The organism is Moraxella canis, from assembly GCF_034424565.1.
GTDB classification, from domain to species: domain Bacteria; phylum Pseudomonadota; class Gammaproteobacteria; order Pseudomonadales; family Moraxellaceae; genus Moraxella; species Moraxella canis.
Map to the genome: position 1 here is coordinate 34,934 of NZ_CP139961.1, position 15,786 is coordinate 50,719.

The 15,786-nt window shown below is 40.0% G+C and carries 11 protein-coding genes; 2 read left to right on the forward strand and 9 right to left on the reverse strand.

All coding sequences use genetic code 11. From position 1 onward, the window contains the following. Positions 1-87: 87 nt before the first annotated feature. The 3 genes from U0021_RS00115 to U0021_RS00125 all read right to left on the reverse strand — a co-directional run bounded on the left by U0021_RS00115 (position 88) and on the right by U0021_RS00125 (position 2,876). On the reverse strand, positions 88-531 hold the full coding sequence (locus U0021_RS00115) for a hypothetical protein (protein ID WP_114799974.1): 444 nt from the start codon (positions 529-531) through the stop codon (positions 88-90). Then, positions 521-1,525, reverse strand: coding sequence for a hypothetical protein (locus tag U0021_RS00120; protein WP_162816786.1), 1,005 nt, complete (start codon positions 1,523-1,525; stop codon positions 521-523). The genes U0021_RS00115 and U0021_RS00120 overlap by 11 nt, the downstream gene beginning before the upstream one ends. Positions 1,526-1,943: 418 nt before the next feature. Then, positions 1,944-2,876, reverse strand: coding sequence for a lytic transglycosylase domain-containing protein (locus tag U0021_RS00125; protein WP_162816787.1), 933 nt, complete (start codon positions 2,874-2,876; stop codon positions 1,944-1,946). A 72-nt stretch (positions 2,877-2,948) separates the two neighbouring features. Here U0021_RS00125 and U0021_RS00130 point away from each other — a divergent pair, with 72 nt between their 5' ends. Then, positions 2,949-3,077 carry a hypothetical protein gene (locus U0021_RS00130; protein WP_264756292.1) on the forward strand — a complete coding sequence of 43 codons (129 nt, stop codon included), beginning with the start codon at positions 2,949-2,951 and terminating at the stop codon, positions 3,075-3,077. 80 nt (positions 3,078-3,157) lie between these two features. On the opposite strand, the gene U0021_RS00135 is transcribed toward U0021_RS00130, so the two are convergent. From U0021_RS00135 to U0021_RS00160, 6 genes are all read right to left on the reverse strand, one after another. Next, complete coding sequence (locus U0021_RS00135; protein ID WP_114799978.1) at positions 3,158-3,739, reverse strand: hypothetical protein; 582 nt, start codon at positions 3,737-3,739, stop codon at positions 3,158-3,160. A gap of 286 nt (positions 3,740-4,025) precedes the next feature. Next, positions 4,026-4,388 carry a DMP12 family DNA mimic protein gene (locus U0021_RS00140; protein WP_227538667.1) on the reverse strand — a complete coding sequence of 121 codons (363 nt, stop codon included), beginning with the start codon at positions 4,386-4,388 and terminating at the stop codon, positions 4,026-4,028. Beyond that, positions 4,378-5,562 (reverse strand): hypothetical protein, encoded by a 1,185-nt coding sequence (locus tag U0021_RS00145; RefSeq protein WP_205276491.1) that lies wholly within the window; start codon positions 5,560-5,562, stop codon positions 4,378-4,380. Before U0021_RS00145 ends, U0021_RS00140 begins: the two co-directional genes overlap by 11 nt. 130 nt (positions 5,563-5,692) lie before the next feature. Then, the gene (locus U0021_RS00150; protein WP_114799979.1) at positions 5,693-6,310 is read right to left on the reverse strand and encodes a hypothetical protein; all 618 of its coding nucleotides are present in this window, start codon (positions 6,308-6,310) and stop codon (positions 5,693-5,695) included. Continuing rightward, on the reverse strand, positions 6,307-10,374 hold the full coding sequence (locus U0021_RS00155) for a hemagglutinin repeat-containing protein (RefSeq protein WP_114799980.1): 4,068 nt from the start codon (positions 10,372-10,374) through the stop codon (positions 6,307-6,309). The genes U0021_RS00150 and U0021_RS00155 overlap by 4 nt, the downstream gene beginning before the upstream one ends. Next, on the reverse strand, positions 10,338-14,003 hold the full coding sequence (locus U0021_RS00160; RefSeq protein WP_327037520.1) for a two-partner secretion domain-containing protein: 3,666 nt from the start codon (positions 14,001-14,003) through the stop codon (positions 10,338-10,340). Before U0021_RS00160 ends, U0021_RS00155 begins: the two co-directional genes overlap by 37 nt. Before the next feature lie 1,183 nt (positions 14,004-15,186). Here U0021_RS00160 and accB point away from each other — a divergent pair. Continuing rightward, positions 15,187-15,678: an acetyl-CoA carboxylase biotin carboxyl carrier protein gene (gene accB, locus U0021_RS00165; protein WP_114800549.1), complete on the forward strand. Its 492-nt coding sequence runs from the start codon at positions 15,187-15,189 to the stop codon at positions 15,676-15,678. Positions 15,679-15,786 lie beyond the last annotated feature (108 nt).

Here is a 15,786-nt window from a genome sequence, read left to right on the forward strand (position 1 = left end):
TGAAAGCCAACGAATTCAATAAGTTACGCCACAAATGTTGGGTTTCATATTCGCTCAGCTCAACCTGCCGTGCTTAAATTCAATAATCTACATATAGTGTAAAAAAACCTGATAATTATTATCAAGATAATTTACCAAGTTTTTGTGTATTTCTCTAATAAGTTCAAGATGGCATTCATCATCAATAAAGCATAGGTTTGTACTGTCAAAATTTATAGATTTTAAATTATCTAAAAATAATTTTTTATCAGGCATTTCCCACCATCCCCCCAGATCATTATTTTGAAAATCAAAATCAAAATCCAAACCAGCGTCTATAAATTTCTCTAACAATAAGCAGTAATTGCTATTAATTAGCTCTGACATTATTTTTAAAATTTCTTCAAAATAAAAACTAGGTAGTGTAAATAAAAAGTTTTCACCGTTATTTGTATAACGAAATATATAAGCTGACATACCGTAATAATCACTGTCGTAATAATTATATACATCTACGCCTTCAATAATAAAAATGCCTGAATCATTCAACATCTTTGATATGCCCCCTATCTAGAATTTCTCTACTTTCTTGAGTTTCTCTACCTTGACGCCTTAACATTAATGCGTGATTCCACTGAGACTCAGAGATCCATTTACCATTATTTAATAAATATTCAGTTTCTCCCGCCTTTTGCGTTCTACTACCTTGAGTTTTTCTAGTAACTACCCAGGAATTGGTTTGATTTGCAGGTGCTCCAGGAGTTCTAGTATGCCATCTAGATTCATACTTAACACCATTTTCGGTCCATGTATACTTTATTTGTGCATAGCCAGCGGGTTTCTGTTCAATTTTCTGAATCGCATTACTGGGAACTTGAACGGGAGAGCGTTTCTTAATTTTGCTTGCAATCTCTTCAGCCTGTTGTTTCGTCATTAAGTTAAAATTATAATATTCCCTATTTCCACTCACACGGTTGCTAAATGAATCATTATCAGGTTCATACCCATCTGGCGTATCTGTTCTAGAAACTCTCTTCGTCTCATCTAACACCCTCTGCGCTTCATCTTTGCTTTTAAAAATCGCTATGGCTTTTTTTGAACCCTTAACAACTACTCCAAAACCTTTGCCTATAGGAATAATCTCATACACTTCGGTTGGAACAATCAGCAATGCAGCTTCTTTGAACACCTGTCCAACCAAATAACGATTGTACTGGTCACAGTTTTCTGCAGAGACATTGGCTAAGCGACAATTTTCTTCTCGTTGTCTTCTATTTCCTACCACAGAAGCCGTTCCAGCAGAATGATTTAGTATCTCATCCCCACTCTCCTTCTCTCCCTCTAACTGCCCCTTATTCTCATCCAAGAGTGCTTGGTTGCTTGCATGATAAGCAAGCTGTTCATCACTGCTTAGGGTAGCCAGATAGTCGCGTGTTGGTGTGATGCCTTGTCTATGAGTATTGATGTCCTCTTTATTCAGACTGGTACCGATATTATACGCCAAATTACCCAGTTTGCCCATGGCTGTGGCAGAAGCTTCACCCAAGCCATTGTGGTGGGCGATTTCATGGTTTAGGGTTTCTGCAACTCATATAACCTTACGTCATTATTACGTTGCAATTCACATCTAGCAACTCCACCAAGTTGTTCTATTTGGATATTGGTGTATTTTAATAGAGCATCTATTGAATAGTTGTACGTTACAGGATACCAATACATCAAAAGACAAATAGAGATAACAATAAATATAATGTTGGTGGTTGATTTTTTGCGTTTAAAGAAAAACCAAAATAAGAAAAATAAAAAATTTAACAAAAACAAAATAGAGGATAATAGTAGGGCGACACCTACGGAGCTGTCCTGATAAATACATATTCCCTCGGAAATACCCCAAGAATCATACCTATTTAGAAAGAAAAATATAAGAAAACAAATGCAAATGGATAATACAATATTAATTATTTTCATTTTATCAACTCTTTTATTCTGGACTTTCTTTTTAAGATGCTGTCTCCGTATGAGGTATTTTGCATAATTTCTTCCTTTGTTAACTCCAGCCCTCGATTATATCTTGCACCAGCAATTCTAATATGTTCATCGCCCATATCTTTTGCTGGAATGCCACTATAATCCACATTTAGAGCTATTCTTAGATGTTCTGCTACCAACTCAATATTTTTTTCTGGAATCTTTAAGGATGCTATAATCTTGGCATCACCCCAAGTAGGATGAACCTCTCTCACCCTAGTAATTTGAATGCTTATATTGCCAAACGATGTTTTGTCAGCTGGTTTACCAATACCAACAGAGTTTAAGACGGAGCGTGTACCGTATCCTATATCATCTATAAATAAAGGATCTCCCCCAAACTCACTATATACAACACCAGCCAATAACTCAGGAGGTATATCGTATTGTTTGGCATACTTCACAATCTCATTTTTATAATCCGACACAAACATTTCTTTTTTTCTGTGTAAAAAACCACTCCCTTGTATTTGCCATTGAGCGATATCATAAGAACTCCAAGTTGTTTTCTTATCATTTTGATATCTAGCACACATATCCTTAGATACTTCTGCAGCTTGACAAATTTTTGCTTTATGTTGTTTTTCGCTTTCTTGTCTATTGGTACCAATCTGACCAGCAACAGTTTTATCCTCAAACTCATCCCCACTCTCCATCTCCCAAGCTCTTTGCACCTCATTGGCATTGAGGAGTGCTTGATTGTCTTGTGTGATGGCAAGTTGTTCATCGGTACTTAAGCTTTGCAGGGTTTGAGCAGTTGGTGTGATGGTTTGTCTATGGGTGCCTATATCCTCTTGATTGAAACTTACGCCAATATTATATGCAAAGTTACCGATTTTGCCCATAGCTGTAGCAGAAGCTTCACCCAAGCCATTGTGGTGGGCGATTTCATGGTTTAGGGTTTCTAGGGTGGTGTCTATGTAGTCAATGTTGAGATAGGTGTGTCCCTTGTCAACATTGGCTTGACCTTTGACTTCTTGACCTTGGTCATTAACCGTGCCTTGGGTGAGATAAACACTGCTACCATCGGCATGAGTGCCTTGAGTCAGCTGTGCGTTGAGCTCATTTAGGATGTCTTGGTTTTGGAGGACGTCGGTTAAGTCGCCATCGGTGATGGCATCTATATGGGCATTAAGATTAATTTTGGTTCTTATTCAGAATGATCTGTAAATTCAACACCCCAATATTCAATCTCTTCAGCGGTCACTTCTTCATAGTCAATATTATCAATAATGCATCTCACATCTTCTGGAATATCTTGCCATTTAATTAAGCATTCGCCAACAAGTGCCTCAGAAATAAAAAATCTAATCGTATCGCATACCAGATGATCATGTTTATTATCTTGTATTAACTGGAATAAAAACTCTGCAATGCTCCGATAATCTTTATGGTCAAAATAGTGTACATAGCAAGGAAATAAAGCAACAAAGTTACTTAGACTTATACCCACCAATAATAATTTAAGTATTTCATACAACTTATCATCTGGTACAATATCGTGTAAGAAACAACTACTATAATAAAAACCAAGCTCGAAAGAATATTCTTTTAAAGGATGCTCAAATTCCCAAAGATTTGAATTATTTGCTCGAAATTTAAATCTCTGGAACTCCTTGATTTCATGTAAATCAATGCCTTTAAAGTCATAAGGCATGATCAATACACGATTATCATCATCCATACTATCTACTATTTTAACCATATTTTCGTAAGCTTCATAAGATGCCATTGCTATTCACTCCCAGTTGACTTTTTTCTCTGCTTGGCTTTTTGATATGCAGGCATAATAGAGTTTCTTAAATTATCAATCCTTAAAAGCAATGCCTCTCTGTCAGCCTGGCTTAAGGTGCTATTTTTAATCTTTTTTTCTTCCTTTTTAAGGATATTCAAAATGTCTTCTGCTTTTTTAATATGATCTGATTTGTGTTTTTCACCACTAGAACCTTTTTTTGGCGTACCATAACCTTGTCTAATAAGTTCAATGTCTTTATTTCTATAAAATTATAAATGTCAGCTTATAAATAAAAAATAACCGATTTTTTATTTATAATCGCATAATCCAATATAGATAATATTTTTTCAATATTTTCATCAATATGAATATTATTTTTGTGAATTGATTTTATTATGTTTTTCATAATATCAAAATCTAAAACCCACTCTTCTTCATAAGGTCCAAATAGCCAATTTCCTGTTTCATTGGATATGATTTCCCACAATCCTTTATCTTGATAATACTGAACATCTTTTTCATCTAAGATAAGAACAGTTTTTTCATCTTTATTTTTATAAGCCCAATCGATCATTTCATGAAATTCTGCTATCTCTATATCTTTTGTTAAGCAAAAGATGGGGCATAACTTAGTATTAATCACCATCTGTATCCTTAATATGGGTTTGTTGCTGAACATAGTCTTTGGCATCGTTGCCTCTTCTAGAACCAGTGGAAACAACGTTGCCATTGTTATCAAGGTATTGGTTTCTGTTATTATCATAAATGCGATAATAACTATTTTCATTATCTTTGATTATAATGTACCGCCCATCAGAGCTGGTATAGCGAGTTTTAACTCTATCATTACTTACAACCCCTTTTGCCCCAGGTGTTAATCTGTTATAGGCATCTTTAAAACTTCCAGAACTCCATTTAGCGCTATGTTTAAGGTAAGCCTCATGTCTTTTTTGAGCGGCTGTCATTTCTTTTGCCACATCAGCTTTATTGCCAGACTTGACCGCTTTTAATATTTTTCCAGTTTTATTAACAGGTATACTCAATGCAGAAGCTAAAATTGCTTGTTTTTCAGAATCAGTTTTGGCATTTTTATATTTATTAGCCAATTCCAACGAATCTAAAGCAGGAAGTGCGATAGATAATGCATCCTTAATAATCAACGCCTCTTGATTACTAATGAGAAAGCTGTTTCTAACACCTCGTTCGCCAGCATCCCCACAATTATTACCAATGCTGCCCCAATGATCATAACTCCACTCCCCCTCTTTCCCTTCATGGTTCTCTATAAAGGTTTGATTGTTTTGGTTGAGTAGGGCTTGGTTTTGAGCAGTGGTCAGGGTGTCTGTGCCATCCCCAAGCTGTGCTTTGATGGGATTGATTGTATCTTGATTGGCGATGATGGCAGCATCGGTGTTAAGTTTGGCGGCAAGTCCTGCTAGATCTGCTAAGGTTTCATTCTTACCTCCTCGCACATGGTCTAGTTCATGAGCTAAAGTTTGGATACTGTCTTGTCTTAGTTCATCATGAGTGTCAATGACGGTCAGTTCTTTATTGGTGGCTCCTTGTATGCCTTGGTGGGCGGTGATGCTAGTAAGCAGTACTTCTGTACTCACCCCTGTGGCATCGGCTAGTGCTTGTAGGGCTCCTTGGCTTAGGGTGAGGTTGTGATACTCACCTTTTTGATAGGCATCTAATATAGCACCTACTTCTGGGTAGTCTTGGATGACTTTTGCCATTTTGGCAGGGGCTTTGGCACCTTGGATGATTTGGGTAAGACTTTGACCTGCCAGAATATTCCCTGCTGTGGCAACTGCTTGCACCCCTGCAGCAGCGGTGGTTTTGCCAATGGTTTCTAAGTTCTCATCAAGCTCCTCTTGCTCCTCTTGCTCCTTTTTAATCTCCTGTCTGCCAGCTGTGGTGAATACTCTGGTATCGATGGTGGTGTTGGTTTTAAGATTTTTTTATTAGAGGTTCATAGTAATTTATGAATATGTTCTTTAAATTAACATAACTGCGATACCTTGAAAATAAATCAGACCAACCGCTCTGCCCCATTTGGTTTGATATAAAATTATTGCCATCTATAACACTATCTTTATAGCCAATAATCTGTATAGGTAAATCAAAATCTATTAACACAAAGAATTTTTCATCTGCATCAAAAATAATAAATGGTGTATTTATATGGCTTCTATAAAGATTATAAATTATATCTTCTGTTATAGGTAATCTACATTCAATAAAGCAACATTTATCTTTATCAGTTGATGCTAAATATATGTTATTTTTTAGGTTTTCTGAAATTAACTCAATAATAACCTTATCTGTTGTTAAATCACTGTCAATATAATCATCTAACTCATATGGTAGAATAAAATATTCAAAATATCGCCTTAAAATTGGTTTAATATCAGTATCATTTTTATTAAAAAAATTACTTAAATTAAATTCATTTGCCTCATCCCTATTCAGCAACCTGCATTGGTTATTTCTTAAAAAATCCCTTTCTTCAGACCAATATTCTGATTCAAGATAGTACGTATCGCTATTATCTAGATAATAGTTCATCTTTGAGTATCTCCTTTAATTGATGGCTTTATTTTCCCTGGTTTGGTTACTGACCAACCTGGCTTGCCTGTTGAAGAACGACTTGGATAAGTATCTATTTTTGTACCATCGGGTAAAATGGTTGTTGTTCCACCATCGGGTCTTGGTGGATTATGCCTTGCACCTTCTATTTGTTGCAACTCCTCAATTAATTCTTCTCTTGTTCCTGGGTACTCGTACCCTTTGTTTCCATCATCTGACCTAGTTGCATCCTCAAGAACTTCATCAAGTTCATCATTTCCAGTTTTTGGTGAGTCAGAACTAAAAATCCCAACCGTATAGTCAATGATTGCGTTGGTGGCTTCTTTGGCTGCTTTTTGCGTGCTTTTAAAACCATCTTCAACTGCATCAGAGCATACTTCGGTTGCACTACAGGCAGCTACTCCAGCTCCGGCAGCTAGAGCTGTTAATTCTGTTGCACCAACTGCAACAACTCCTGCTGCAGGCGCTGCATTCAACCGTAGTAAATCTTGATTTTGTTGAAACTCAAGCAAATATTGATCAAAATACTCTTGTTCTTCGGGGGTTAATTGACTTCTGACTTCTTCAATCTTTTTAAGAACTAAAATATTTTTATAAACATCACTTGCAATATCATAACCTAGTTCAAAGTCACCAACAATATCATCTTTAATTTTTTCTAAGTTCCCATCAAGCTCCTCTTGCTCCTTTTTAATCTCCTGTCTGCCAGCTGTGGTGAATACTCTGGTATCGATAGTAGTATTGACATCTAGACCGCCTGTTTTTTGGTCTTTGATGACTTTTTGGGTGTTTAGGGCATCGGTGTTGATGTCTGTTTGACTAATGTCGGTGGTGGATTGGGTTTGCCCATTGTGGGTGATGGCATCTGTGATGGTGGCACCTTGACCGACGGTGGCAAGGGCTGTTGTTTCTTTTTGGTGTCCGTTGTTGTTGGCAGAGATGCTAATACTGGTAGGTTTATTATCGCTACTACCCAACCCTAAGCCCATACCCTTGTTTTGGCTAGATTCTGTTGCCAGTAGGTTTTGGGTAATCAGGGTGTTGGTGGTGAAGTTTAGTTGGCTGTTTGTTTGATTGCCTTGTTCATCTTCACTGATGGCTGCGATGACACCGCCTGTTAGGTTGGTGTGATTGGCAGTTAGGCTGTGGCTTGGTGTATCTTTGCCTGTATTGACATAGATGATGCCTGATGGGGTGTTGTTGGTGATGGCTTGGGTCTGACCTGTTTGCTGATTATAGCCTAGATTTACGCTATTTTTACCAACACCAATGCTGCCGCCTTGACTGCTGCTTTGTTTGTGGCGGGTGTTTTGGCTGGTGACAACATTTAGGGTGTCTGTACTGTAATGCCCACCTTGGGCGATGATGGCAGCACCGTGTAAAGTAGTGGTGTTGGCATGACCGTCAAGCTCGCCTAAGTTAAGTTTGGTGTCATGAGCGGTCGTGCTTGTGCTTTGGCTGTGGCTTTGTTGTCTACCTGCACCTGCCGATACACTACCTGTTGTGCTGATGCTGGCATCAATGGTGCTCGTACTGCTTTGGCTTTGGCTTGTAGCTTTGGTGGTGCCATGAGTTAGGGTTAACTTGTTTAAGTGGTCAATGTCAAGCTTACCAATGTCGGCTTGCAATCCTTTGGTGGTAAACTCATCACCAACCAGCGTAGCATTGGCGACACTGATGGTAGTGAAAGCAAAGTCTTGATGAGTTTGCGTTTGCTGACTTTGGTTTTGGGTGTGACTTGCAGAGGCTTTGGCACTAAAGCCGAGTGTTGGTGCTGTGCTTGCAGCAGTGGCTGCCTTACTACCTAAGGCAATTTGAGCATTGGCGACATTGGCGGTCGCCATCGCCAAATTGATTTCATAGTCCTTGATGGCATTTGGGTCAAGGCGACCTGCAGCGACCTCTTGCTTGGCTTGCTCTAGTTCTTTCCTTGCTTGATTTACGCCCTCTACGGCTTCTTTTAGGTTTTCGGCAGCGACAGCGGTATCTACAGCCACATGATGAACACTGGCTGCAAGACGAGTAGTGTTGGTTTCATTGCTTTGAGTGTGGGTACTTTGATTGATAGCACCATCAAGCAAGGTGGATTTGGCACCAATGAGTAAAGTACCTGATGTACGATCCAAATCAAAGTTGGTAGCTTGCGTGGTTAGACTGCCGTCATTCATATTGCCAAGTAGGGCCGCACTATTGCCACGAACGGTTACACCATCATGAGTGGTGCTTTGGGTGCTTTGGGTGTCTGTGCTATCGGTATAAACCGCCGCGCCTAATTGCAAGTGGTCCTTACCAAGCTTCATGCCTTCGCCTGTGATGGTTTGGCGTGTTTGGGTCTGGGTGTTTGATTGGCTGTGTTTAGCAGTGGTAAATAAAACATCATCGCCCAAGACTCTGACAAAGCCGTCATCTCCTGCATCAAGAATGGTGCCAGCAGCGGTGACTTCACTTGCTCCCAAATAGATTTGATTGGCATTCATCTTGGTTACAGCTTGCATGTGATCTGTAGTGCGGTTACTTTGTGATTTGGCAAGTGTGATGTCATTACCAATCCCCGATGCCCCTGCCACGACCCCAACACCTTTCATCAAATCTTTGGCAAGACCACGATAAGACTTAGAGCTCTCCTGCCAAGTTTCATTGGTTAAATCTACCGTGCCTAAATTTAGGTGCTGCATGTCGCCTGATAGAACAATGGGCTTGCCATTGTCATCAAGCTTTAAAGTGCCATCATCATTGGTGGCAAGATGTGCATTACCCACCGTGATAGGGCCATGAGTAGCTTGAAGGCTGACTCCATTTAAATTGGCAGAATTTCCTTGAATATCAACACTACCAGCACGAACACCTGTTTGAGCAAGGGTTTCTTGGTAAAAACCATCGACATTGCCTGTATTTTTATAAAAGTTTTGGGTGGTTTTGGTATTGTTTTGATAGACGCTGTCGATGACAGATTGTAAAGTCACGCTGCCTTGCTCTGCTTTTAGACTAACTTGCTTGTCGGCATTAATATTGGTGCCAATCAGGTCAATATCAGAATCGCTTGAAACGACATATACTTCATCGCCATCTATGCTGCTAAGCACAGCGGTGTTACTGCTAGATTCATGGGTGCTTGTGATGTCTTTGGAGCCATACCATTTGCTCTCTTGATGGGTGGATGAGCTTTGGGTACTACTTGTCGCACGCCCTTCGCTAAAATGCACACCACCTGTAGCGATAATTGCACTTACACCCCCTGATCGAATATTGGCGGCCTTGCCTGTAATGTCTGCCCCCTGACCCGTTGTTGCAATCACAGTATCGCCATAACTGCTAATATTTGAGCCTGCATCGGTGCTTTGGCTGTAGTTAAAGTAGTTGTTTGGGTCAGCTGCAGCACTGATGTGATTGCTTGTGGTGAGGGTTGTGATGTTAATGCCGTTTTGGGCACTGATGTGAGTGTTGCCACCATCATTTTGTATGTTGGCAGCTTGGTTTAGAACATGGTTACCTGCTTGGATGTTTAGGGTGGTTAATGGTTTGCCGTTTTCATCTGTACTGTCTTTTAGTCCTGTGCCTACGCTGATGGTGGCAATTTGGCTAATATCGGTGCGACTACTGCTACTTCTACCTTGCGTGTTTGTTTGGGTGGTGGTTAGACTTTGGTTGATGATGCGGTTTTTGGCATCAAGACCCATGGCACTGTTGGCATACATGGTGCCATGGTTGGTGATGTCATTGTTTGCTTTGATGGCGACAAAGTTGCCATAAATGGTGCCTGTATTATTGACATTATTTGCGGTAATGGCAGCAGTATCTTTGGCAATGACATTACCGCTGCTGTCTAAATTGCCTGTCAGCTGCATGTCAATATTTCTTGCTGAGACAGCACTGTATCTACCATCAGGGGTAAGTGTGCCTGCTGCAATGTTGGCAGATCTAAGATACAGCTTAGGCACTAAGACATCTTGGGTTTTGGTGAGGCGATTGCCATCTTTGTCTTTGGTGGTGTAGGTGATGGACTCTTTCACCAGCCAAACGATGTCTGTGCTAAGATTTGCCATCTGATCAGGCGTGAGTGCGCAAGCGTGTAGCCGAACTGTTTGGCTGCCGTGATGCCATTATCCATCAGTTGTTTAAAGGCGTCTTCTTGACTGCGGTAATCGGTGTTGATGTGTCTGCCTGTCAGTAGATAGTACTGATCTTTGATTCGGGTTTGTTCACCATAGCCATCAGAGAGGCGTTTGTGGATGTGATTTGGGTCTGATTGTAGTGCTTTTAGCATATAATCAGACGACAGCCACTGTTTGTCATTGGTAAAGGCGGAATCAGTTTGGATCAGTGGCAAGTTAGGGTCGTCAGCGTTGATGATGTATAAGGCTGAAGTTGGTAAGGTGATGGTGTCATCATTGACATCCTTGATGATGGTAGAGACATCATTGCCTGTGGCTGGTTTATCAATACCTGTGCTGCTTGGTGTGGTATTGATGGTAGCGTTTAGGATGGGAAGTTGGTAGGTGTTAAGCAGCACCTTTTGTGGTTGATCATCACTCTTAACCCAATTTTTATAAGTATAAGGTCGCTTACTGGTTGGATTGTCTCGACGTCTACGCTCAGCAGTCACATGATTAAAGTAGTTATTATTGGTTTGGGTATGATAATCCTCCCCAGTACTGGCATGGTTGATAAACCCATAATTCTGGGCATGGGTTGGGTCTTGATTAAGTTTGGCTGTGTTGCCTGAGATAACTACACTATCGATATTAAATGCTTGATTGAACTCAAACAGTAGCTCACCTCCAGAACGAATCATTGCTGGATCGCTATTGGCTGTCTTGGTGGTATAATCTGTTTTTGTATATTCATGACTGCTGTAGTTTTCGAATCGACCGTCAGGTGTCACCAGTGTTTTTACCCAATGACCATCCCAACCACCTTCTTGAATATACACCTCACCTTCTTTTTTGTCGTAGGTGCTATTATTCACAAAGTATTTGGTGGCAGGAACAGCATCTCCTTGCTGCACCACCTTGGATTTAAAATCCGCATTCTCATTCTTCAAAATCACAGCACCAACCACCATCTCCCCACCAGACTCAATCGTTGCTCCTTTATTAACAACCGTCTGTGCTTTGCCTGTAGCTTGCTGATTGTCATCTAGACTGCCGCCAATGTGCAGGCTACCCAAGCTTGTGATTAAAGCTTGATTGTCAAAGCTGTCATTGAATTTGCCTGATCTGTCAGGGTTGGGGTGGTTGTTTAAGTGATTAACACCAATATCCAGACGCTGTCTGGCAGCGATGACAGGGCTTGTGTGATGGTCGTTTTCTTGATTGGTTTGTTGATTGGTGGCTTTAGCTGGGGTGTTGTTTAGCGTATCGGCAGTAATGGCAAGGTGTGTGCCATAGATACGGCCACCAGCAAGGTTATCGATGATACCCACAGCTTTGATGCGTGTGTTTTCACTGTTGATTAAGCCTTGGTTTGTGATGTTTGTTTGGCTAGTTATCTGTGCAAGATGACCGCTTGTTATGCTGCCTGTTTGGGTGTGATCAATATGATTTGCATTAAGCGTCAAATCTTGATTAGCAGTCAACTGGCTTAAGTTTACGAGCTTGCCATCAGTGGTTAATGTGAGATTGTTTGCAATGAGCTTGTCATCATCTGTATGGGTGTAGTCGGCTTGTTGTGTGATGATGAGAGTGTCAGCTGTGATGCTGCCGCCGTTTTGTAACTCTTTGGCAGTAATGTCTGTTTGCTTTGCTGCAGTGATACTACCACCTTGATTGATGATGTTGTCTTTGGCGACAAGTGTGATATCGGTGCCGCTTGTTAGGCTACCACCCGTGTTGATGATGGCAGATTCACTGCCAATCACCATGCCATCTTTGGCAGTGATGCTGCCTTTGGTATTATCAAAGCTCGTTAATTGCCAGTTGATCTCATCTAAGGCGATTTTACTGTCGGTGTTGGTCAGGGTGTTGGTATTTAGGCTTTGTGCATCGATGGATGCTTGCTTGGTGTTACTGGTCTGATTAGCACTGATACCAATATCACCTGTGGCAGTGATGAGTGCTTGATCGTTTGTATTGGTCAAAGATTTGGCTATGATAAAACCATCAGCACTTGGTACTGAGATGGACTGAGTTGTGTCTTTGGTTGCTGGTGTGCCAGTGTTTGATGAGTTGCCAGTGTTGGCTGTTGTATTGTCCTTAGAATCATTACCAATAGTACCAGCACTTTGAGCGCTGCTGGGTGTGCTTGGTGTATCCAGGGTGGTTTGCTCATACAGACTTTGACCGATGACGGCTTTATTGCTGTTGGTCAGTGCGTCTGTGCCGATATTAAGACCGCCTGTGCCTGTTTGAACAAGTTTGCCAGTATTATCAAGCTGATTGGTATTGAGTTGTAAAACACCACCATAAATATTGCCTTGATTGTCAATGCTGTTTGTGGCATCAACATGGGTGGTTTGGGTGCTATGGATGGTGCCTGTGTTGTTAAGGTCTTTGGTATTGATGGCGATGTCAGCTTGTTCGCTCAGTAGCGTGCCAGTATTTTGAGCAGTATTGCCATGGGTATTGATGGCAAGTTTGTCTTTGGCAGAAATGGTGCCAGTATTGATAAGATTACCCTGAGCATCTAGGGTGAGTGTACCTGTGCCTGCTTGTACGCCTTTGTCAGTGGCTGTGATGACCCCAGCATTGTTCACCCCAAAGCCTTTGTCAGTACCGATTAAGTGAATTTTACCAGCATACATACCGCCCAAAGATGAGATGTCTAGGGCAACGCCTTGCTGTTCTTTATTGGTGGTTTGATTGGCAGATGATGTGCTTGTTTGTTTATTGATGGCAGTTAACTGTGTGAAATCGCCATCTTGAAGATAGACACTGTTCTCGCCTAGGATAACATCAAGTTGTCTGCCGGCATAAATCTCATCATTAATCTGCACAGCTTTGGCAATGAGTGCCGCATAATCCGTGCCTTGTAGGTTTAATTTGCCATGGGCGGCAATATGACCTGTGCCAACTTCATAACCTGTCAACTGCCCCTGATGAACCTGACTGTTTGCTGCTGCCAGATGCACATGACCAGCATTGATAAACCCAGCACCATTGATAACTAAGCCTGATGGATTGGCAATGATGACATCGGCTTTTTTACCTGCAATTTCAATAAAACCACCCAAGTGGCTTGGATGGTTTGAATTGACTTGGTTTAAGATGGTAGAAGCTTCCCCACGAGCCATATAGGGGTTGGCTTGTACAAAGCCTGCGATTTGGGTACCCACTGCTTTACGGTTGTTATTTAATACAGCACCTGTGCTGCCGACATCAAACTGGCTGTAATGATTATTGGATAAGCCACGAGCATTGGGCGTTGCGATATTGACAGAAACCACACCACTTGCGGTGTTTAATACAATCGGCTGTAAGGCTTTATCAGCGTATTTATCTGCAATGATGGTGGTGGGGGTGTTGGCATGGGCAGCTAAGCCTAGGCTAAAGAGGAGTGATAATGAAAGAGTTTTTAAACCAAAGCCTAAACCCAATTTAAGTAATGAGGTGGTAGGGAGTGTACTACCACTTGTGCTTGGATTGTCAGATTTGCCTTGTGATGTTGTCTTTTCAGACACCACCACAAGTCTGCCTAGGCTTTTACTAAAAATCACACGATAACAAAAACGGTTCATGATTGCACACCCATCTTACACTACCAAATTCTAATCTTAATGTACCAAAATACTTGCCAGCTTGCCTATTTTAGTAACAAAGCAGTAATATTGTGCGGATATTAGCACAGATAATTTAAAAAATAAAGTCTTATCTATTTAAGAATTTAATTTTTATTTTTTAAATTTATTTAAAAGTTACTCTGCATACTCGAATCGCTTCTTGTTTTATGATACTAATCAGCATCTATGGTTACTATGCAATTCTGTTTATAATCACAATATTTAAAAAATTATTTAATTTTTTTTAAGATAAATCAAATGATGATAAAATCTAAATAAAGCATCTTGCAATCATCAAATCCATAAGGATCATTTGAGGTGGGATGCGCATGCATTCAACTCCAAAACACCACTCTTTCTACCCATTGTTCCGGTACAAATACGGCATAAAAATGGTAAAAATGCTTGTTTGTGAACTAAAAATCAAATACAATTAATTAACTTATTGATTTTTAAAATTTTTATAATTTGAAGTGAGTTACACAAAACATTTGTTAAATATGATCTATCGGGTCATCAGGTTTAAAGATTCCAGTGATTTGGTGTCCGACCTTTTGACTCGCTATCAGTAAAAACTTCTAAATACTAAATTATCGATTTCACAACTCCATTCCCATCTTGGCGGCTACATGGCTAAATGATAATTGTGACGGTAAGATTCATATAGTTGTATCTATGACACAATGATTTGATGAGCGGTTGCTTGAATCAATTAAGATTGTTAAGAAAATGGTGTAGGATTTAGGGGTTTATCTAGTTCAACCTCTAAAATTTTATGCGACTTAAAATTGATAAGAAATAAAGTCTGTATTAAAAAATTTATTCCACAATGAAGTAAACACTTTACCCTACTCTAGGATAATCATAATATCCTGGCGATTGGATTATTAAAACAATACCATAAACCCGATCTTTTTATTATAAAGTAAAAATTATAATTTACTAAATTTTATTTCAATTTAGATTGATTAGCTATGTTTGATAACGATCGGTCAGCATGAAATATTTTAGTTAATCTCTTGATTAACCAAGGTAAAGCTGCCAGTTTTTCTTACGGATTTTATAATGATTGCCCATTGATTTTTATCCAAGCCTATCTTATACTTCGCTGATATTTAACATAGGGTCAAAAGGAAAGCTGATGGATATTAATTTTGAACAACTTGCAAAAATCATCAATCTCGTCGAACTTGCTAACATTCACGCCTTGGAAGTGCAAGATGGTCAACAAAAAATTCATATCAAAAAATACGCAGATAGCACTCATGCCCCACAAACAACCCACCATACTAACCTTAATTTGCAATCATCACAATCACCAACCACACAAACTGAGCAAATTAACAGCCAAATAAGCCAACAATCAAGCACAAGTACAAACACAGAGCCCAACCAAACTCACCATACCATCTTATCGCCCATGCTTGGGACGTTTTATCGTAAATCTAGCCCTGAGATGCCTAATTTTGTCAATGTGGGCGATGCAGTTAAACAAGGCGACAAGCTGTGCATTATAGAAGCCATGAAAATCATGCACGAAGTAAAAACGGAAAAAGATGGCGTGGTGCGTGAAATTCTTGTGGAAGATGGCGATATGGTGGAATATGATGCGCCGCTATTTGTGATTGAATGATTTAAGTTATCATGGATTTACTATGAAACTAAGTTTTCCGCTGATCCTAAGCTGCGTTTAAGGATTAGCGAGAAGTGTTATGCTCTGACAGGTTTGGCACTAACAGTT

Excerpts from the sequence above, each read along its gene's own strand:
- U0021_RS00155 (WP_114799980.1), bottom strand. The coding sequence starts at position 10,374 with ATGGCAAATCTTAGCACAGACATCGTTTGGCTGGTGAAAGAGTCCATC.
- U0021_RS00150 (WP_114799979.1), bottom strand. The coding sequence starts at position 6,310 with ATGAACTATTATCTAGATAATAGCGATACGTACTATCTTGAATCAGAA.
- U0021_RS00135 (WP_114799978.1), bottom strand. The coding sequence starts at position 3,739 with ATGGCATCTTATGAAGCTTACGAAAATATGGTTAAAATAGTAGATAGT.
- U0021_RS00115 (WP_114799974.1), bottom strand. The coding sequence starts at position 531 with ATGTTGAATGATTCAGGCATTTTTATTATTGAAGGCGTAGATGTATAT.
- accB (WP_114800549.1), top strand. The coding sequence starts at position 15,187 with ATGGATATTAATTTTGAACAACTTGCAAAAATCATCAATCTCGTCGAA.
- U0021_RS00160 (WP_327037520.1), bottom strand. The coding sequence starts at position 14,003 with ATGAACCGTTTTTGTTATCGTGTGATTTTTAGTAAAAGCCTAGGCAGA.
- U0021_RS00140 (WP_227538667.1), bottom strand. The coding sequence starts at position 4,388 with ATGGTGATTAATACTAAGTTATGCCCCATCTTTTGCTTAACAAAAGAT.